The 19161-nt window shown below is 49.5% G+C and carries 18 protein-coding genes and 1 tRNA gene; 9 read left to right on the top strand and 10 right to left on the bottom strand.

Annotation, left to right across the window (positions count from 1 at the left end; all coding sequences use genetic code 11):
- Positions 1-288: 288 nt before the first annotated feature.
- Entirely contained in the window at positions 289-1542 is a 1254-nt protein-coding gene (locus ACVA58_RS26050; protein ID WP_255043493.1) for a uracil-xanthine permease family protein, read from the top strand.
- A 169-nt stretch (positions 1543-1711) separates the two neighbouring features.
- Here the strand turns inward: ACVA58_RS26050 and upp are convergent, their stop codons facing one another.
- Complete coding sequence (gene upp, locus ACVA58_RS26045) at positions 1712-2338, bottom strand: uracil phosphoribosyltransferase (RefSeq protein ID WP_107350335.1); 627 nt, start codon at positions 2336-2338, stop codon at positions 1712-1714.
- A gap of 197 nt (positions 2339-2535) precedes the next feature.
- On the opposite strand from upp, the gene purM reads away from it, so the two are divergent.
- Both purM and purN read left to right on the top strand, forming a co-directional pair.
- Complete coding sequence (gene purM, locus ACVA58_RS26040; protein WP_446513165.1) at positions 2536-3576, top strand: phosphoribosylformylglycinamidine cyclo-ligase; 1041 nt, start codon at positions 2536-2538, stop codon at positions 3574-3576.
- A 3-nt stretch (positions 3577-3579) separates the two neighbouring features.
- Positions 3580-4224, top strand: coding sequence for a phosphoribosylglycinamide formyltransferase (gene purN, locus ACVA58_RS26035; RefSeq protein ID WP_446513164.1), 645 nt, complete (start codon positions 3580-3582; stop codon positions 4222-4224).
- 74 nt (positions 4225-4298) lie between these two features.
- On the opposite strand, the gene ACVA58_RS26030 is transcribed toward purN, so the two are convergent.
- The 3 genes from ACVA58_RS26030 to dauA are packed head-to-tail and all read right to left on the bottom strand — an operon-like array spanning position 4299 to position 7450.
- A complete protein-coding gene (locus ACVA58_RS26030) occupies positions 4299-5078 on the bottom strand; it encodes a class II glutamine amidotransferase (RefSeq protein ID WP_446513163.1) in 780 nt (259 codons plus the stop codon).
- Positions 5079-5121: 43 nt separating this feature from the next.
- Positions 5122-5700, bottom strand: a complete 579-nt coding sequence (gene lpcA, locus ACVA58_RS26025; protein ID WP_446513162.1) for a D-sedoheptulose 7-phosphate isomerase — start codon at positions 5698-5700, stop codon at positions 5122-5124.
- A gap of 31 nt (positions 5701-5731) precedes the next feature.
- Positions 5732-7450, bottom strand: coding sequence for a C4-dicarboxylic acid transporter DauA (gene dauA, locus ACVA58_RS26020; protein ID WP_446513161.1), 1719 nt, complete (start codon positions 7448-7450; stop codon positions 5732-5734).
- A 493-nt stretch (positions 7451-7943) separates the two neighbouring features.
- On the opposite strand from dauA, the gene fadE reads away from it, so the two are divergent.
- Positions 7944-10394, top strand: a complete 2451-nt coding sequence (fadE, locus tag ACVA58_RS26015; protein WP_446513160.1) for an acyl-CoA dehydrogenase FadE — start codon at positions 7944-7946, stop codon at positions 10392-10394.
- 132 nt (positions 10395-10526) lie between these two features.
- Here fadE and ACVA58_RS26010 read toward each other — a convergent pair whose 3' ends face one another.
- Both ACVA58_RS26010 and dnaQ read right to left on the bottom strand, forming a co-directional pair.
- Positions 10527-11789, bottom strand: coding sequence for a TIGR03503 family protein (locus ACVA58_RS26010; protein ID WP_446513159.1), 1263 nt, complete (start codon positions 11787-11789; stop codon positions 10527-10529).
- Positions 11790-11793: 4 nt separating this feature from the next.
- Positions 11794-12519 carry a DNA polymerase III subunit epsilon gene (gene dnaQ, locus ACVA58_RS26005; RefSeq protein WP_446513158.1) on the bottom strand — a complete coding sequence of 242 codons (726 nt, stop codon included), beginning with the start codon at positions 12517-12519 and terminating at the stop codon, positions 11794-11796.
- Between the two features lie 51 nt (positions 12520-12570).
- On the opposite strand from dnaQ, the gene rnhA reads away from it, so the two are divergent.
- Positions 12571-13035 carry a ribonuclease HI gene (gene rnhA / locus ACVA58_RS26000; protein WP_446513157.1) on the top strand — a complete coding sequence of 155 codons (465 nt, stop codon included), beginning with the start codon at positions 12571-12573 and terminating at the stop codon, positions 13033-13035.
- Positions 13036-13044: 9 nt separating this feature from the next.
- Here the strand turns inward: rnhA and ACVA58_RS25995 are convergent, their stop codons facing one another.
- Positions 13045-13788: a methyltransferase domain-containing protein gene (locus ACVA58_RS25995; protein ID WP_446513156.1), complete on the bottom strand. Its 744-nt coding sequence runs from the start codon at positions 13786-13788 to the stop codon at positions 13045-13047.
- Between the two features lie 54 nt (positions 13789-13842).
- Between ACVA58_RS25995 and gloB the strand changes: the two genes are divergently transcribed.
- The 3 genes from gloB (at position 13843) to ACVA58_RS25980 (ending at position 16929) form a co-directional block, all read left to right on the top strand.
- Complete coding sequence (gene gloB, locus ACVA58_RS25990) at positions 13843-14601, top strand: hydroxyacylglutathione hydrolase (RefSeq protein WP_446513155.1); 759 nt, start codon at positions 13843-13845, stop codon at positions 14599-14601.
- Between the two features lie 70 nt (positions 14602-14671).
- A complete protein-coding gene (locus tag ACVA58_RS25985) occupies positions 14672-16243 on the top strand; it encodes a LysM peptidoglycan-binding domain-containing protein (RefSeq protein ID WP_446513154.1) in 1572 nt (523 codons plus the stop codon).
- A complete protein-coding gene (locus ACVA58_RS25980) occupies positions 16240-16929 on the top strand; it encodes a YIP1 family protein (protein WP_446513153.1) in 690 nt (229 codons plus the stop codon). The genes ACVA58_RS25985 and ACVA58_RS25980 overlap by 4 nt, the downstream gene beginning before the upstream one ends.
- Here the strand turns inward: ACVA58_RS25980 and ACVA58_RS25975 are convergent.
- Both ACVA58_RS25975 and ACVA58_RS25970 read right to left on the bottom strand, forming a co-directional pair.
- Positions 16916-17767: an endonuclease/exonuclease/phosphatase family protein gene (locus ACVA58_RS25975; protein WP_446513152.1), complete on the bottom strand. Its 852-nt coding sequence runs from the start codon at positions 17765-17767 to the stop codon at positions 16916-16918. The genes ACVA58_RS25980 and ACVA58_RS25975 overlap by 14 nt on opposite strands.
- A 108-nt stretch (positions 17768-17875) precedes the next feature.
- On the bottom strand, positions 17876-18211 hold the full coding sequence (locus ACVA58_RS25970; protein WP_446513151.1) for a DUF1904 domain-containing protein: 336 nt from the start codon (positions 18209-18211) through the stop codon (positions 17876-17878).
- Positions 18212-18413: 202 nt separating this feature from the next.
- Between ACVA58_RS25970 and ACVA58_RS25965 the strand changes: the two genes are divergently transcribed.
- Positions 18414-18752 (top strand): hypothetical protein, encoded by a 339-nt coding sequence (locus ACVA58_RS25965; RefSeq protein WP_446513150.1) that lies wholly within the window; start codon positions 18414-18416, stop codon positions 18750-18752.
- Positions 18753-18976: 224 nt separating this feature from the next.
- Here the strand turns inward: ACVA58_RS25965 and ACVA58_RS25960 are convergent.
- Positions 18977-19053 (bottom strand) — tRNA-Trp (locus ACVA58_RS25960).
- Between the last annotated feature and the right edge of the window lie 108 nt (positions 19054-19161).

Raw genomic sequence — 19161 nt, 5'->3', positions numbered from 1 at the left:
CTCGTTATCACTAAAGTTAATACCCGATCATAAATTGAACATATCTCGCGGGGCAACAGCTTCCCACACAAAAAACTCATTCAATTGTATTTTTCTGTTCCCAACTTTTTATAAGTCTTTGCCAATAGACACTATTCAACGTCAATATTCTGCAAATTTTATTATTGTACATAACAAAATATTGCGGAGATCCCTTTTGGAACTATTTTGCCGATAACCTTTAGGTAAACGGTTGCCTCTGTGCTAATATTCCGCGATTTTTTTTTACAGCTAGGGTGGAATTCAACCATGATGCAGATATTACAGGGTGCTCAAATGCTTTTCGTCGCATTTGGCGCATTGGTTCTGGTACCGCTTCTTACCGGACTGGATCCCAACGTTGCCCTCTTCGGTGCCGGTATTGGTACTCTCCTCTTTCAAGTCATCACCAAACGCTCCGTCCCTATCTTCCTCGCCTCCTCTTTTGCTTTTATTGCTCCTATTATGTATGGCGTACAAACCTGGGGGATCCCCGCGACCATGGGTGGCTTGATGATGGCCGGCGTGATTTACGTCTGTATGGGAGCGATTATTAAGGTACGTGGTGTTGCGATTATCCATAAGCTGCTACCACCCGTTGTTGTTGGCCCAGTGATCATGGTTATCGGCCTTGGCTTGGCACCAGCAGCAGTGAATATGGCGCTGGGTAAAACCGGTGACGGTGCAGTACAGCTCGTTAATGGTGATGCTGCGTTGTGGATTTCTGCCATCTCGCTATTAGTCACCATTGCCTTCAGCGTGTTTGCTAAGGGCTTTTTCAAGCTGATTCCTATTATGGCGGGTATCGTTACCGGCTATCTGGTCAGCCTTGGCTTTGGCGTTGTTGACTTCACCCCGGTTCAACAGGCTGCTTGGTTAGCACTTCCTAACTTCACCTTCCCGGAATTCAACATCAATGCGGTGTTGTTTATGATCCCAGTAGCCATTGCTCCAGCCGTTGAGCACGTCGGCGATATGTTGGCGATTTCAAACGTAACGGGCAAAGATTACCTGAAAAAACCAGGCCTACACCGCACTATGGCGGGTGACGGGGTCGCGACGATTGCAGCTTCTATGTTCGGCGCGCCACCAAATACCACTTACTCTGAAGTCACCGGTGCCGTTATGCTAACCAAGGCGTTCAACCCGGTGATCATGACTTACGCTGCCGTGACAGCGCTAGTACTGGCCTTTGTCGGTAAGCTAGGCGCAATGCTGCAAACTATTCCGGTTCCTGTCATGGGTGGTATTATGATCCTGCTGTTTGGTTCCATTGCCACTGTCGGCCTCAATACCTTGATCAAAAACCAGGTCGACCTACACAAGGCACGCAACTTGGTGATTGTAGCGGTAACATTGGTGTTTGGTATCGGTGGTATGGCTTTCGGTATCGGTGAATTCAGCCTACAGGGTGTCAGCCTATGTGGTATCGTGGCTATCTTGCTGAATCTGATCTTGCCTGATGACTTGGGCGAAAGCCATGTGGTCGATAATGCCCAGATGGAAGAAACATCCAGTAAATAATCTATAGGCAATGAGCCGAGGCAAACTCGGTTCATCTGCTTTGCCTACTGGTTCCACACATTTCATCGAGATCGACCTCTATTCAACATGAAAACAGCAGGCATAAAAAAGCCGGATAACTATCCGGCTTTTTACTTTCTACCTACTTCCTAAAGATACAGTACAGTGCTTATTTAGTACCGAAGATCTTGTCACCTGCATCGCCTAGACCCGGTACGATGTAGCCTTTGTCGTTCAGCTTCTCATCGATTGCCGCCGTGTAAAGCTCAACATCTGGGTGGGCTTTTTCAAGTGCCGCAATACCTTCAGGCGCAGCAACTAGTACCAACACCTTGAACTGCTTACAACCTTGCTCTTTCAGCAGGTCAAGGGTAGCAATCATCGAGCCACCAGTTGCCAGCATAGGGTCAACAACTAGCGCAATACGCTCGTCGATATTTGATGCTAGCTTGTTGAAGTAAGGAACTGGCTCAAGCGTTTCTTCGTCACGGTAGATACCCACAACGCTGATACGTGCACTTGGCATGTGCTCAAGCACGCCGTCCATCATACCAAGACCTGCACGCAGGATTGGCACAACTGTTACTTTTTTGCCTTTTAGTTGATCAATTTCAACTGGACCATTCCAACCGTCAATGGTAACTTTTTCAGTTTCGAAGTCTGAAGTCGCTTCATACGTCAGCAAGCTGCCTACTTCCGTCGCTAGCTCACGGAATCGCTTAGTGCTGATGTCACCTTCGCGCATAAGACCAATCTTATGTTTTACTAGTGGGTGTTTAACCTCAACGACTTTCATCTCTGACTCCTGGGCAAATTAATTTCAAAAAAATCGCACTATTATACACTAGACCATTTGTGCTCTGGTAGGGGTATAGCTGCTATTTGCTCAGGAAATACTCAGTGACAAATATTGACGCAAACGTTTTCCTTTCCGCCCTGACTGCTGTTATCATACTCCCGCTTTTTTTACTTTAATACGTTGAGGAAACTCCTGTGAGCGGCAATAACTCTTCTCTTAGCTACAAAGATGCTGGTGTTGATATCGATGCAGGTAATGCATTAGTTGATCGTATTAAAGGGGTGGTAAAACGCACCCACCGTCCTGAGGTAATGGGCGGTATTGGCGGTTTCGGCGCACTATGTAGCCTGCCGACCAAGTACAAAGAGCCAGTACTGGTATCTGGTACAGATGGTGTTGGAACAAAACTGCGCCTGGCGATGGATCTGAAAAAACACGACACTATTGGTATCGATTTGGTTGCCATGTGTGTCAACGATTTGATCGTACAAGGTGGCGAGCCACTGTTCTTCCTTGACTACTATGCAACAGGCAAGCTAGATGTAGATACCGCTGCAGATGTTGTTGCTGGTATCGGTGAAGGTTGTATCCAGTCAGGTTGTGCACTGATCGGTGGTGAAACGGCGGAAATGCCGGGCATGTACCACGGCGAAGATTACGACGTTGCCGGCTTCTGTGTTGGCGTTGTTGAAAAAGCTGACATCATTGATGGCAGCAAGGTTGCTGAAGGTGATGCCCTGATTGCTGTAGCGTCAAGTGGCCCACACTCAAACGGCTTCTCGCTGATCCGTAAAATCCTTGAGGTTTCAAATGCTGACCTTGACCAGGTTCTAGAAGGCAAAGCACTTTCTGACCACCTGCTTGAACCAACCAAAATCTACGTGAAATCAACCCTTAAGATGATGGAAAGCTGTGATGTTCACGCTATCTCCCACATCACTGGCGGTGGTTTCTGGGAAAACATCCCGCGCGTTCTGCCACAAGGCACGAAAGCGGTGGTTGATGGTAACAGCTGGCAGTGGCCTACTGTCTTTAACTGGCTACAAGAAGCCGGTAACGTAGACACATACGAGATGTACCGTACCTTCAACTGTGGTGTTGGCTTGGTAATTGCCCTACCAAAAACACAAGCGGAGCAAGCGATCAGCATCCTCAATGCCGAAGGCGAAAGTGCATGGCTACTAGGCCACATTGCTAACGCTAACGAAGGCGAAGAGCAGGTGGAGATCCTGTAAACAATGAAGAATATCGTTGTTCTCATCTCAGGCAACGGCTCTAATCTTCAAGCGATGATTGATGCCTGCGAGTCAGGCATCATCAAGGACGCCCGCGTCAGCGCGGTACTGTCCAATAAGGCTGACGCTTACGGATTAGAGCGTGCCCGCCAAGCAGGCATTGATGCCTTACACCTCTCGGCAACTGACTTTGCAGACCGAGCGGCGTTTGACCAAGCCATGGCTGAGCAGATTGATCGTTATCGGCCTGATCTGGTTATTCTCGCTGGCTTCATGCGGATCCTCAGTGGTGAATTCGTTCGCCATTATGAAGGGCGGATGATCAATGTTCACCCCTCTTTGCTACCAAAATATCCCGGGCTTAATACCCACCAGCGGGCTATAGACGCCGGTGATGACGAACACGGAACCAGTGTCCATTTCGTTACCGAAGAGCTCGATGGCGGCCCGGTGATCCTCCAAGCCAAGGTACCAATCTTTGTCGACGATAGTGCCGATGAAGTACGGGCCCGAGTTCAGGAGCAAGAGCATCGTATCTACCCTATGGTCGCTAACTGGTGTCTGCAAAGCCGCGCCGTTATAACTGACGGTCACGCCGTCTTTGACGGCCATGCATTGCCAGTCACGGGATATGCAACCGACGAGTAAAGCACCAAAATTTAGGTATTATCAAAGACATAAAAAACGCGACCTAAGGTCGCGTTTTTTTATTCGGAGTAGAATTACAGCGTTCGACTGAATACTAGCTCACCGAAATGGAAAACATTGAATTCCCCGACCTCCATTTTATGCCAATTTTCATCATTGGTCAGAGGCTGGGTTGCAATCACGGTTACCACATCATTAGGTGTCGTTTCCTGCTGAAAATCAATCGTGACATCTTCGTCAATCAATGACGCCTGGCCAAAGGGAGCACGGCGGGTGATCCAATGTAGGTTGTTGGTACAATAGGTAAGTACATACTCACCATTACTCAACAGCATGTTGTAAACACCAAGCTGACGTAATGTATCACAGCTTTCTGCCAGTACTCGGTACACCGCATCCAAGTCACCAGGGGTATCAGGGAACTGATCATCAAGTTGTTTGAGCAACCAGCAAAAAGCGATTTCACTGTCGGTATCACCCACGGCCTTGAATCGACCTGTATCCAGCGCATCATATCCGGTCAGCTGCCCATTATGGGCAAACGTCCAATATTGTCCCCATAGCTCCCGGGTAAACGGGTGGGTATTTTCAAGACTGACGCCTCCGCGGTTGGCCTGTCGAATATGACTGATCACCGCGCAACTCTTGATTGGGTACTCCTGTACCAGTTCAGCAATACGTGACCGACAGCTCGGATTCGGATCTTTGAAAGTCCGAAATCCCTTACCCTCGTAAAAGGTGATCCCCCAGCCATCTTGGTGAGGACCGGTATTGCCCCCACGCTGCATCAAGCCGGTAAAACTAAAGCATATATCTGTCGGCACATTGGCACTCATGCCAAGTAATTCACACATAGTCCTTTATGCCCTTCCTCTATGTTCCTGCAAAAAACCAGGGTTATTTCGCCATTTCTTTTTCAATCAACATAATCAAAATATGGATAATCTTGATATGCACTTCCTGAATACGATCAGCATAACCGAAATGCGGTACACGAATTTCCACATCCGCAAGACCCGCCATCTTGCCACCATCTTTACCGGTTAAGGCAATCACTTTCATTCCCTTCGCCTTGGCGGCATCAATAGCCTTCAAGATATTACCGGAATTGCCTGATGTCGATAGGCCGAAAAGCACATCGCCTTTTGAGCCTACCGCTTCAAGGTAGCGTGAAAACACTGACTCATAACCAAAGTCATTGCTGACGCAAGACAGGTGGCTCGGGTCGGAAATCGCAATACCCGGGTAACCCGGACGGTTTTCACGGTAGCGACCTGTCAGCTCTTCGGCAAAATGCATTGCATCACAGTGAGAGCCCCCATTTCCACAAGACAATACCTTGCCACCTTGCTTAAACGACTCGGCCAAAAGTTTGGCTGCTGCTTCTATATCAGCAATATTCTTATCATCATTTAAGAAGCGATTGAGGACTTCTGCCGCTTCCATCAACTCGGCGCGGATGTTGTCTTGATACATAGGACCTTCTCTGACTTATCAAAAATTATTATCAACTAGCAGTGTACAAAGAAACGCTTGGAAGTGTCGACTCCTTCGGCTGAACATTGTGAGTCTTTATCGCCAAATGCTCACGTAATGACTCTGCGCAGGCATAACAGGCAACATTATCCACCGCCAGAAGACCTGTTGCTGCCAACTTCTTCTCAATATGTGTGGCAACGCCTAGCAGGTATACCGGATAGTCTCGGACCCGGTCGATGGCATTTTCCAACGCATGGATAGCGGTAATATCAACCGTCGTCACATCACAAAAGTCCAATACCACTGCCTGGGTATCCGGTGCGGTGTAATCAATGACCGATAACGCTTTTTCACTGGCGGCAAAAAACAGCGGGCCATTGATGTCATACACCACAACATCATCACCGAAGTTTTGGTGCAGGTGCCCGCCCGTCACTTTATCGACCGTCGTCAGTGAGGCAATACGCTGGATGAACAACACGCCGGCCAGCAGCAAACCGACGACTACAGCCACCACCATGTCGAATACAACGGTTAGGGTAAAGCAGGTCATCAGCACCGCGACATCCCGCCTTGGAGCGACTTTCAAGGTATGTACGAAGTGAGGTGCCTCGGACATATTCCACGCCACCATAATCAGCAGCCCCGCCAGTGCACTCATTGGCACGTACGAGAGCATTGGTGCCAAAGCTATCATCGCAGCCAGCACAAATAAGGCATGAACAATTGCTGATAAAGGAGAGAAAGCACCTGACCTAATATTAGTCGCCGTACGGGCAATGGCGGCTGTCGCCGGGATCCCACCAAAGAACGGAACCACTATATTCGCCAAACCTTGGCCAACCAATTCGGCATTGGGGTTGTGCTTGGTGCCCGTCATACCATCGGCAACGACAGCGCACAGCAATGACTCAATACAGCCCAACATAGCTATGGTAAATGCCGCAGGCAATAGCTCAATGACCAGCGCCCAGGAGAAATGACTGTCATGCCACGGCAACACGAACTGAGGCAGCACCTGAGGGATCCCCTGCCCGATCAAGTCACCAATCTGATAGTGGAATTTCTCCCCCAGCAAGCCAACATGGGCACCGCTGCTGTGGTTAACAAACAACGCTACCAGCGTGCCAGCCAATAGCGCCACCACATGGGCTGGTACTTTGGTTTTCAACTTGGCCCACAGAATAAAAACCACGATAGTCACGATACCAACTAGGGCATCAACCATATTCAAGGTCGGCATTGCACTGGCATACGCCACCACCTTCTCTGGAAAATGGATAGGATTTGTGGCCACACTCAGGCCGAGCAAATCTTTGAGTTGCAAGAAGGCTATCGTCAAGCCGATACCCGCGGTAAAGCCAGTCGTCACTGGGTACGGGACATAAGCCACCAGCTGGCCCAGGCGCAGAAATCCCATCAGCAGCAAGATCACCCCTGACATCATGGTTGCCAGCATCAAGCCGGACAACCCATATTGCTGGGTGATAGGCAAAAGGATCACCACAAAAGCTGCTGTCGGACCGGTGATATTAAAACGGGAACCACCTAACAGCGCTGCCAGCAAGCCTGCGACAATAACAGTATAAAGACCGTGCTGGGGCGGAACCCCAACTGCAATCGCCAATGCCATGCCCAACGGAATAGCAACAACCCCTACGGTAATGCCGGAGACAATATCAGCGCGCAACGTCGAGAGAGAAAAGCCTTCGCGCCAAGCCTGCCTGAACGCATCAAATAACAACACGGTAAACCCCTTACAAACCAAACGGGAACGACAAAAGCCAAACACAATTGTTACCGTTTGGTGAAGATAAATTGAAGAATTGTAAGTAGCTGTCATCCCGAGAGAGGGATCCGGCGGGCAACTTGTCAGTCGGAGTTCGGGAAAGGCAACAATCTGGAAAGGCTACTTTGCGTAACCTATTTCACTCCATGAAAATTCACGAAAATGCCGGCTTCAATGCCGCATTCCTAGCAATACGTGAACTATATCACGCGATCTTAATTGTGTGAGAAATTAACGCAAGCGCTTTTTTCCTTCCCGCTGATCTCGATCAATCCCTTATTTTACAACAAGTGACAAGACATCTTTACGTAACCACTCGCTTTCAGAATTGAAATTTATTTTACATTTCATTAAAAATCACATTACACTTAGAGCAAGTGGTTAGACCTCTTACCATGCATAAATTGTACCTAAAATATAATAAAACAACGCCCAAATAAGGAGATTGAACATGGTTACACTTGTGTACCTACTGGGGCTGGTTGGTATAACCGGTGTGCTCGCTTACCACCGGGCAAACCTACGCACCTTCACCCTCGCCATTGCTGCTGCACTGGCAGTGGGCACCCTACTCGATATTACTGGCCAGTTCAGCTGGTTAGCTTTTTTGATCATCGCTCTGCCGCTAAATATAACGTCTCTACGCCGCTCGTTAGTGAGCCGCCGCGCACTGGAAGCGTTCAAGAAAGTCATGCCTGAAATGTCACGGACGGAAAAAGAAGCCATTGACGCTGGAACCGTCTGGTGGGAAGCCGACTTGTTCCGTGGTGCACCCGACTGGAATAAGCTGCACGATATTCCTGCCCCGCGCCTGAGTCCAGAAGAGAAAGCGTTCCTCGATGGCCCGGTCAATGAAGTCTGCCGTATGGTCAACGATTTCCAGGTCACCCATGAGCTGGCTGACCTACCGCCGGAAGTATGGCAATACCTAAAAGAACACAAATTCTTTGCCATGATTATCAAGAAGAAATATGGCGGCCTTGAATTTTCGGCTTACGCCCAATCTCTGGTACTACAAAAGTTAACCGGAGTGTCTGCCGTGCTTTCTTCAACTGTCGGGGTGCCGAATTCACTCGGTCCCGGTGAGCTACTGCAGCATTACGGTACCAAAGATCAGAAAGACCATTACCTGCCCCGACTTGCCGAAGGCAAGGAGATCCCTTGTTTTGCCCTGACCAGCCCAGAAGCAGGTTCCGATGCCGGCTCTATTCCGGACTTCGGGATCGTCAAAAAAGGCTATTGGCAGGGAGAGGAAGTACTCGGGATGGAGCTGACCTGGAACAAGCGCTATATCACCTTGGCACCGATTGCCAGCGTACTTGGCCTGGCTTTCAAGCTGTTTGACCCGAACCACTTATTGGGTGATGAAGAAGAGCTGGGGATCACCTGCGCCCTGATCCCAACAGATATTGATGGTGTCGACATCGGCCGCCGTCACTTCCCTCTCAATGTCCCGTTCCAAAATGGTCCCACCCAGGGCGACAAAGTCTTTGTCCCTATCGAGTTTATTATTGGCGGTCAGGAAATGGCAGGCCAAGGCTGGCGTATGCTTGTTGAATGCCTCTCGGTCGGCCGTGGGATCACCTTACCATCCAACTCAACAGGCGGACTGAAGTCTGCGGCAATGGCTACCGGAGCCTATGCCCGTATCCGCCGGCAGTTCAAACTACCAATCGGTAAGATGGAAGGAATTGAGGAGCCATTGGCCCGCATTACCGGCAATGCCTATGTAATGGATGCGGCCAGTAATCTTACCGTGGCCGGTATTGATCTTGGCGAGAAACCCTCGGTCATTTCAGCGATTGTGAAATACCACTGTACCCACCGTGGCCAACGTAGTGTTATCGACGCGATGGACATTGTCGGAGGGAAAGGGATCTGTATGGGTCCAAGCAACTTCTTGGCTCGAGGTTACCAAGGGGCGCCAATAGCCGTAACCGTGGAAGGTGCCAATATCCTGACCCGATCGATGATCATCTTTGGTCAGGGGGCGATCCGCTGCCACCCGTATGTCCTTAACGAAATCAACGCCGCCTACAACGAAGATACCGAAAAAGCACTGCGTGAGTTTGATCAATCCTTGTTCGGCCATGTTGGGTTTGTGATCAGCAATATTGTGCGTTCATTCTGGTTCGGCCTGACAGATGGCCGTGGCTCTTCAGCTCCGAGAAAAGATCCAACGGCTCGCTACTACCAGCAACTGAACCGCTACAGTGCCAACTTGGCTTTACTTGCTGACATATCAATGGCAGTACTGGGTGGGTCTCTCAAGCGTAAAGAGCGCCTTTCAGCCCGACTGGGTGATGTACTGAGTCAGCTCTACCTTGCCTCTGCGACACTCAAACGCTACACGGACGAAGGTGCCAAGGCAGAAGATTTACCCTTGGTCCACTGGGGCCTTCAAGATGCGCTCTACCAGACTCAGGAAGCACTGGACGAATTTCTGCGCAACTTCCCGAACCGCCCGATTGCAGCAGTACTACGTACCATGGTGTTCCCGCTAGGACTGGGCCGCGTACGCCCATCGGATAAACTGGATCACAAGGTCGCAAGGATCATCCAAACGCCAAGTGAAACCCGCAGCCGTATTGGCCGAAACCAATACCTAGAGGCAACGCCAAATAACGCTGTCGGTATGATTGAAGAAACGCTGAACGATATCCTTGCCGCCGAACCAATCTACGACCGCGTCTGTAAAGCAGCAGGAAAGCGCATGCCGTTCATGCAGCTAGACAAAGTCGCAGAGAAAGGGCTTGAGCTTAATGTGATAAACCCTGAAGAAGCCGAGCTACTATGCCGGGCAGAAGAAGGTCGACTACGCACCATCAATGTCGATGACTTCGACTCGCAAGAACTAGCAGCCAAGCCCTACCAGCCGACACCTAAGGAAATAGCCGCTTAAATTAACCACAGCGCAAAACGACAAAGGGAAGCCTACAGGCTTCCCTTTTGCTATCCAGTGATTTATTCATTGTCCACCTAAGATACATAGTCAGGATAATAACAATCGCTCTATCACTCTCCCGGAGTTTAATTAACTCGCCGGTACACTGATTTCGGCGCTTTCCATCGCCTTTTTCACTTTACGCTTACGCCAAAGCACCGCCACCACAACGACCAGCACTATCACCAGTACATTGACCAATGCGATAATTTTCATAGCCTTGGCGCGAGCAACTTGTCGCTCCGCTTCTAGTTTCGCGAATTCAACCTGTCGCTCCTTGGCTTCTTGCTGCTCGCGAAAAGTTGCAAGATTCCGATCAAGCTGTAGCTCAGCCTGAATGGCAAAATGGCTTTCAGGAATTTGGAAAATAAGCTCACGTTTGCTGAAATTATCGGTGGCATAAAGCCAACCAGACCATGTATAGCGTCCAGGTAACTCACCATTGGGCAACCACACCGTCAAGGCTTCTTCATCCGGCAAGGCTGCCTGCTGGCTGATACTGGTTTCCCCTTCAAAGCTCACTTGCTCAATATGAGCAGCCAATGAACCTGTTTTTAATGCGCCTTCCTCACCCGTAACGACCACTTGATGATCTTCCGTTTGGCCTCGACCTTGAATAAAACTAGCATTAATCGGGGGTGGGTAGACCAAGACTTCTTGTTCAACCGTCCTCAGAAAAATACCATTGCCGGAGCTGACCTTAACCGTGTATTTACCTGGCTGGAGCTCTACTGGCAGGGCAACCGTAAACACCCCATCACCGGCAACCTCATCAAAACCATTCCCATCATCGGCGAAAATTCCCATCGGGATAGGCATCGGCAACGCTTCTTTCGGTAGTTCATCGGGGGTTTCAATATACTCATAGAACACCACTGACAAGTTAACTCGGTCAAGAAAATCACGTAAAGCCAAAGGCTGGCCAGCTTGGGTCAAGCGAGCGGTAAATTTAATGGTCTCCGATTGATAGAGCCTGGCGGGCAAGTTATCAACATCGAGCTTTAAATCAGACAGGACGGTAATATGGTTTTTCGGACTGACTTTCCCCACCGCCTGCCATGGACCTGGCATGGGATTTTCAATAGAAATAATATCCATCCCCGCCTCTTCGTACCAAGAGACATTCTCAGGATGGCGCCAGGCATAATACTTGTGGCCGTCTGGGCGAACCAAGACCACCGAATTACTTTTCTGATCGCGCTTGACCATAAAAGAGACTTGCTGCACCGTCGGGTCAACCCGGAAGCGATTATCCAGCCATGACATTACCGTGCTGTCGTCAGCACATGATAATAGTGGCCATAACAACAGCTGCGGCCAAACTAGCATTAGCAACCATAATCGCTTCATCATATCCTTACTGACGCCACATCACGTCGCCCTTCTTGTCGATAATATCCAAACGCGCTTCATGCGCTTGTATTTCATCGGCAGAAGCCCGGATAACCTTTAGTGCTTTTCGCCCAGAAGCTAACCGACGGATTGCATTTTCTGCACCAGCATCACTATTTTCACTGCCGCTGCTCAGGGCCAAGGACGTCTGGCCACCGGTCATCATCAGATAAACATCGGCCAGGATCTCGGCATCGAGCAATGCCCCGTGGAGCGTTCGGTGTGAGTTATCGATACCGTAACGGGAGCAAAGCACATCAAGGTTATTACGTTTACCCGGGAATAGCCGCTTGGCCATCGCAAGGGTATCGGTCACCTTGCAGATCTCTTCCGTTTTCATCGAAAGAGCTAGCTTTCTGAATTCATAATCCATGAAGCCGATATCAAAGGAAGCGTTGTGAGCGACCAGTTCGGCCCCACGGATAAAATCCATGAACTCCTGATGGATTTCACCGTAAGTCGGCTTATCAACCAAGAATTCATCGGTAATACCGTGGACATCAATCGCCTCGGCATCGATTTCGCGATCCGGCTTGATATATACATGGAAAGTATTGCCCGTTAACTTACGGTTAATAATTTCTACAGCACCGATCTCGACAATACAGTGCCCTTCATAGTGAGGGCCGGTCATATTCATACCAGTTGTTTCAGTATCGAATACGATTATGCGTTCATTTGTGGCTTTCATAGATACGATTGTGTCAGACTCAAGTTTTAACTAAGACGAATACTACCAAATATGACGAAGCAGGTAGAAATATTCACGGACGGTTCTTGTCTCGGCAACCCAGGACCGGGCGGCTATGGTACCGTGTTGCGCTATAAACAGCATGAAAAAGAACTCAACGACGGCTTTTTCATGACGACCAACAACCGCATGGAGCTTCTAGCCGCGATTGTCGGTTTGGCGAGCCTGAAAGAACCCTGCCAGGTCGATCTCACCACCGATAGCCAATATGTCCGTCAAGGGATCACTCAGTGGATCCATAACTGGAAAAAGCGCGGCTGGAAAACCGCTGAAAAAAAACCGGTTAAGAACGCCGACTTATGGCAACGCCTTGATAACGAAACCCAACGCCACCAAGTCAGTTGGCATTGGGTAAAAGGCCACGCTGGCCACCCTGAAAACGAACGCTGTGATGAGCTGGCTCGTGCTGCAGCAGAATCACCAACCCAAGATGATACCGGCTATCAGGCCAGTTAGTATCTAAGCCTAGCATTTCTGCTTGCGGGAAGCCTTGGTGCGGCAGTTCACTCCCAGCGGTGTCAGCTGTCGCCTGAGTTTCCAGGTTGGCTTAATCGGCTTTAGCGGGACTGTGCGCTTTCTTGCTACAATCAAGTACATACTACCGACAGACGATAAGCTATCCGACACCATTCCCTCGACCCAGGCCGAACAAGCTTGGTGACGCGTTGCAGGCAATATGGCAAAATTTTCATGAAACACCACTTCGTAGTTAAGCACCCCTAACCAGTCTTTTATCCGCATAGGCATGAACATGCGGCCTTTCCACGGAAAGCGTTTGCGGTTCCACGGCAAGAGCCCCCGTACCCCCAAAGCACTCACTGGATTGTTGCCACTAATAAGAATATAACCATCATCGACAATCACCCGGTCAACCTCGCGCAGCAATCGGTGGGGATCACTGCAGTAGTCCAACTGATGGGTAATAACGCAGGCATCAAACGCCTTTTCGACAAACGGCAAGGCAAAGGGATCGGCAACAACATTATGCAGAGGGTTGAACTTATCAATGCAAATCTGATGCTGGATGTTACAATGGCCACTGGCCAATTCGCAGCTTAGCCCACCCAGCTTTAGCATATGGTAGCCAAACAGTTTGGGCCACCACTCATCAAGCCGGGCCTGTAGTAGCTCTGCTGCCCACTCACCGTTGACGACTTGTGACCAGGTATGTGGTGGTTCTATATGTTTTAATATGCGGGCTGGCTTCATAGCAATTCCAAACTAAGTCGATGCTCAATAGCAAAAAAAGCCGGAGAAACAAAGATGCTGACCATTAAAAGCATACCTGCATTCAATGACAATTACATCTGGCTGATTCACAGTCCGGATAACCATTGCGTCGTGGTGGATCCCGGTGATGCTACCCCAGTCCTGGAACTCCTCGAAAAGGAAGAGCTTGAACTAGATGCCATCCTGATCACCCACCATCACAATGACCATATCGGCGGGATCAGCGAACTCAAACGCCGCTATCCGAATATCCATATTGTCGCCCCATCTGCCGAGCCTATCCCGGGCGTATCGCAGTCGGTCGATGACGGCGATCAGGTTGAAATTTTTGGTGAGCGCTTCATGGTCCTTGGCGTACCGGGTCATACTGCAGGCCATGTTGCCTATGTCGGAGACGGCAAGCTATTCTGCGGCGATACCCTGTTTTCTGCCGGTTGTGGCCGCTTATTCGAAGGCACCGCCGGGCAAATGTATGCCTCGCTGCAAAAGCTCAGTGCCCTACCCGATGAAACCGAAATCTACTGTGCCCATGAATATACCAGCAGCAATCTGGCCTTTGCCCTTGTTGCCGAACAAGACAACCCACACCTTCAGCGTTACCGCGAAGAGGTCGGCCGAATGAGAGCACAAGGGACTAGCACCATTCCTAGCACTTTGAAACAAGAAAAATTGATCAATCCATTCCTGCGTTGCGACCAGCCGAGCATTAAAAAATCAGTTGCAAATAAAGCAGTTAACGATAGCGACGTCGAAACCTTTGCAGCACTGCGTCGTTGGAAAGACGAATTTTGACCTGTGTCACTTGTCACTAAGGTGGTTGGACAAGTATTATCTCCAACTATTTTGGCTATAGGCTGGACACATGAAATCCCGATTTTTTTTGGCGAGTGCGCTACTTCTGGCTGGTTGCCAAATTACAAATACGACAAATACAGTAGAAGAAGAAAAAACAAACACAACAAATAATGATCCTGCGGCCCAAGTTGCTCCGACAGCAACCACTAAAACACCAACACCTGAGCCGCAGGTGGTTATTCCTAAGAAAGTTCCTACCCCTCAGGAACAGCAGGATGTGTGGCAACGCATCAGCATGCAGCTGAAGGCGGAGATCCCCAATGACCAACGCGTCATTCACTACCGTGACTGGTATCTGCGTCACCCCAGCCACCTCAACACCGTCGCCCAACGAGCCGAACCTTTCCTCTATATGATCACCGAGGAAATCGAAAAACGCGATCTGCCACTTGAACTAGCTTTGCTTCCGGTCGTTGAAAGTTCTTTCGACCAATTTGCCTATTCACACGGTCGTGCGGCAGGTCTTTGGCAAATCACCGCACCAACAGGGCGCAGTTTCGGCCTTGAGCAAAACTGGTGGTATGACGGTCGCCGCGACGTCGTGGAATCTACCCGCGCAGCACTGGATCTGCTTGAATACCTTAACCGTAAGTTTGATGGTAACTGGCTTCACGCTCTTGCCGCCTACAACACCGGTGAAGGCCGAGTATTCCGTGCAATTCGCAATAACAAAGCGGCTGGCAAACCGACCGATTTCTGGTCGCTGGACCTACCGCGAGAAACCAGTGACTACGTGCCGAAGCTACTCGCGGTTTCTGACGTGATCCAAAACCGCGACAAGTACGGCATCAGTATTCCTGCTATCGACAATGAACCAGCGGTAAAACTTGTTAAGCCAAAGACCCAGATGGATTTGGCGATGGCTGCCAAATTTGCCAATGTTTCTCTGGATGAACTTCAGCGCCTGAACCCGGGCTACAACCGCTGGGCAACCGCCCCTGAGGGTCCGAGCCACCTATTGCTACCGATCAGTAAAGTCGACAAGTTCAACAACGCCTTTGACGAAAATGGCCGCCGTGGCATGAAAGTGATCCGTTATGAGGTCAAGCCGGGCGATACCCTGAGTGTGCTTGCCCGCAAGCATAAAACAACGACCAAGCAGATCCAGCGTGCCAATAACATGAGTGGCACCAATATCCGTGTCGGCCGCCATATTCTGATCCCCGTAGCAATGCAGGACGGGGAAACTGTTGCTGCCCGTATGGCCAATAACACCCAGAAAAGCCATGGCAGCGGTTACCGCACAACGTATACTGTCCAGTCAGGCGATAGCTTATGGACCATTGCCCGCAAGCAGAAAGTCTCGATCGACGAAATCACCAAATGGAATGGGATCAACAAAAATTCTTCCCTTCGCGTTGGCCAGAAACTGACCCTGTGGAAGTCAAGTGAAACTGGTGGGGTGATCCGTACGGTTTTCTACAAGGTTCGCTCTGGGGACAATCTGAGTACCATTGCCCAGCGCTATAAGGTGAAAGTCGCCGATGTGGTGAAGTGGAACCAGATCAGTAGCCAGAAGTACCTCAAGCCGGGACAGCAATTAAAACTTTATGTTGATGTTACCAAGGTAAGTGTATGACGCCTTCCAAAAACCCGTTTATTGCGGCTCTTGATACCTTCCGCTCACCGATTGACTGTTTTGCAGCCGTTCACGAACGTCCCAAATGGGCGTTCTTACCGTACTTGATGATCATCATCGGTCCGTTCTTCTTTTGGGGGGGATACTTCAATCATGTCGATATGAGCTGGTTGCAGCAAACGCTGATGTTACAACTGCCCAATGTGGAGCAGCAAGTACAAGAGGCCTGGCTAACCAAGGAAGTCTTGTTAGCCGGAGAAGTATTCAGTGATTTCTTCGGCCGGACAGCCGCTATTTTTGTCTTGGCTCTTTGGCTTAACCTGGCAACCAAGAGCAGCAAATATAAGCACAGTTTCGGCAAGTGGCTCGCTGCGGCGTGCTTTATCATGCTGCCAGCAGTTATCGGCGACTTCGCCAGCTATCTGAATGCAGTATTCAACACCAGTAACTTCTTGCCTAATGCGGCTGATCTAAACAGCCTCAATGGCTTCCTGAAGCTACCGTTGAATCATCCTTGGTCTGCCTTTGCGACCACTGCACCACTTCTGGCACCATGGTACATCGCCTTGAGCTATGCCGCCGTCGCTGCTTGGACAGACTATGACAGAGCTAAATGTATCATCGTCGCAGCCTTACCTTGGCTGATGACCCTGATCGTCTGGCCAATAATGATTATTGCAGCCTAAAGTTGGCAATGATCGGGTTATGATCGGAGGCATCGGTTGTCGGTGCCTCCGCGCTTACCAGCGCTAACCCGCGATAATAGACATGATCAAGCGGCTTGCCAAACACCTTCACCCGTTGATCACGACGTAATACGGCATCTTCCAAGCCGAGACTGCGGGCAAAATCATCCACTACATCCAGCCTCGCCTGACGCCAGGTATTGAAATCGCCAGCCAAAATCATCGGGCCAATATGTTTATCTAGTACTCGCTTCAGGGTACGAAACTGCTCTTTGTATTCTTCCAGCCCCAGAGCAAAGTTCACCCCGTGCAGGTTAACTACCGCCAGTGTCTGGCCATTCGAAAGATTGAACTCGGACAACAAGGCCGACTTTGGTAAACGCAGCCAAGGTTCCATCGCCAGGTAGGCACAGGTTGTCTTGGCATTGACCGAAGACAAATTCATCACCCCAGCAGGCGTGTTAAGGAATTTGAAGGCATTGGCCATTCTTACCTTCCACTGAGTATCATCTAAATACTCTTTCAGCTCCGTGGTCAGGCTAGCCTCTTGCAGTAAAACCAACCCGCTGTCTTGGCTGAATCTCTCAAGCTCTGTTCGCCAGTTTTCTTTCTGCTGCTTATAGATATTCCAGACTGAAACCGAAAAATTACCGTCTTGATCCAGCGGCAGTGCAACATCGCTTTTTATACAATTGAACGAGAACTGCGGTGCCAACACATTGGCACTAACTTCAGGCACTTCAGACACATCAAACGACCAGTTCAGTGCTCCTGTACTGATCCCCAGCGCTCCTGCGACAACCCCCAATCCTGCTACAACCTTGGTATAACGCGACATCAAACTTACCTAACGACAACAACAATGATTCAACGGCCACATACCAATTAGGCATGTACCAAACAGGTAACAACAAAAAGGAAAGCGGCCTAGTGACCGCTTGGAGTATCAGTAATGACTACCATTGTCATAATACGCTGACGCAGTCAGCGCAGTAAAAATCACAGCAACATCCTGTTCTGGCTCTTCAAGTTCAGTGCGTACAGCCTCGGTGATCAACTGGGCGACCTGATCCTGAACCTCTTGGCCACGATCGAACCACAGCACTTCCACAAACGGATAGGCATCAGATACTTCACCGTCAAAAATAAAGGTCGTTGAAACATGCTCGAGGGTAAAATCCTCGCGAGGACAAACCATTAGTGGCTCCAAAACATCAACCAACTTGGTCGACAACGCCTTCACATGATCAAATTCAATAGCTCGAAAACGTAAGTGCGGCATGGTGACTCCGATTTTACTCAACCTGAAAAAGCCACAAGATACCATCTAACACATCTTTTTCGCAGTTTTTTTTGTCAATTTAGAGTCAGACTCTTCCCACTACCCCATCCCTTCAAGCTGTTTAATATTTCAATAAAAGAGATATTTTGCTACCATACACAAAAAATAAAACATCGTTCAATTAAATGTAGATAGCAATAGTATGTTTAAAAAATTACTTCCCTTTTTAGCTCTCAGCCTCATCGCTACATCACAGGCCAGTGCCGCAGGCAACAACACAGATCAGCATATTAGAGAGCTGAAATACCAGATCCGATTACTGACCCAAAGGGTGGATACCCTGGAAAGGGAGCTGGAACGAAAACATGACAACGATCGCCATGACCAAATGTACCAATGTCAGATGAGTGTCTTTGGTCAAAGATACAAAGGCCGCTCATCAAGTCGCGGCAAGGCGATAAGCAAGGTAGTTAATCAGTGCAGCAGTGATCATGATCATATGTTTTGCCGCCCCGAAGCCGTTAGCTGCAAGACTTACTGATAATACTACGCCCTCAAGAGAGAGTGTTTGTTTAATAAGCAATACTAAATACTGCACATACGAAAAAGGCTCCAGCATTTCTGCCTGGACGCGTAGTCTAGAGCCTTGAATGTGTTAGGGGGACCGGGCTGGCGAGCCAAGGGGACGCCTAGTTCTCCCAATATTGCTTTGCAGAAGCAACAGATGCAAAAAAGCCCCGACATTTCTGTCGAGGCTTTCGAAGGTGGCAGGGGTAGAGAGATTCGAACTCCCAACACGCGGATTTGGAATCCGCTGCTCTGCCAATTGGAGCTATACCCCTGTAGCTATTTTAAAGACTTAACTCTGTCTGAATAAGTGGCGGAGCGGACGGGACTCGAACCCGCGACCCCCGGCGTGACAGGCCGGTATTCTAACCAACTGAACTACC

It is taken from the genome of Photobacterium sp. DNB22_13_2, assembly GCF_052873915.1.
This window is presented reverse-complemented; position numbering and strand designations above follow the sequence as displayed.

Coding starts and splice junctions, on each gene's coding strand:
- ACVA58_RS26050 (WP_255043493.1), top strand. CDS start 289: ATGATGCAGATATTACAGGGTGCTCAAATGCTTTTCGTCGCATTTGGC.
- upp (WP_107350335.1), bottom strand. CDS start 2,338: ATGAAAGTCGTTGAGGTTAAACACCCACTAGTAAAACATAAGATTGGT.
- purN (WP_446513164.1), top strand. CDS start 3,580: ATGAAGAATATCGTTGTTCTCATCTCAGGCAACGGCTCTAATCTTCAA.
- ACVA58_RS26030 (WP_446513163.1), bottom strand. CDS start 5,078: ATGTGTGAATTACTTGGCATGAGTGCCAATGTGCCGACAGATATATGC.
- lpcA (WP_446513162.1), bottom strand. CDS start 5,700: ATGTATCAAGACAACATCCGCGCCGAGTTGATGGAAGCGGCAGAAGTC.
- fadE (WP_446513160.1), top strand. CDS start 7,944: ATGGTTACACTTGTGTACCTACTGGGGCTGGTTGGTATAACCGGTGTG.
- ACVA58_RS26010 (WP_446513159.1), bottom strand. CDS start 11,789: ATGATGAAGCGATTATGGTTGCTAATGCTAGTTTGGCCGCAGCTGTTG.
- dnaQ (WP_446513158.1), bottom strand. CDS start 12,519: ATGAAAGCCACAAATGAACGCATAATCGTATTCGATACTGAAACAACT.
- rnhA (WP_446513157.1), top strand. CDS start 12,571: ATGACGAAGCAGGTAGAAATATTCACGGACGGTTCTTGTCTCGGCAAC.
- ACVA58_RS25995 (WP_446513156.1), bottom strand. CDS start 13,788: ATGAAGCCAGCCCGCATATTAAAACATATAGAACCACCACATACCTGG.
- gloB (WP_446513155.1), top strand. CDS start 13,843: ATGCTGACCATTAAAAGCATACCTGCATTCAATGACAATTACATCTGG.
- ACVA58_RS25985 (WP_446513154.1), top strand. CDS start 14,672: ATGAAATCCCGATTTTTTTTGGCGAGTGCGCTACTTCTGGCTGGTTGC.
- ACVA58_RS25980 (WP_446513153.1), top strand. CDS start 16,240: ATGACGCCTTCCAAAAACCCGTTTATTGCGGCTCTTGATACCTTCCGC.
- ACVA58_RS25975 (WP_446513152.1), bottom strand. CDS start 17,767: ATGTCGCGTTATACCAAGGTTGTAGCAGGATTGGGGGTTGTCGCAGGA.
- ACVA58_RS25970 (WP_446513151.1), bottom strand. CDS start 18,211: ATGCCGCACTTACGTTTTCGAGCTATTGAATTTGATCATGTGAAGGCG.
- ACVA58_RS25965 (WP_446513150.1), top strand. CDS start 18,414: ATGTTTAAAAAATTACTTCCCTTTTTAGCTCTCAGCCTCATCGCTACA.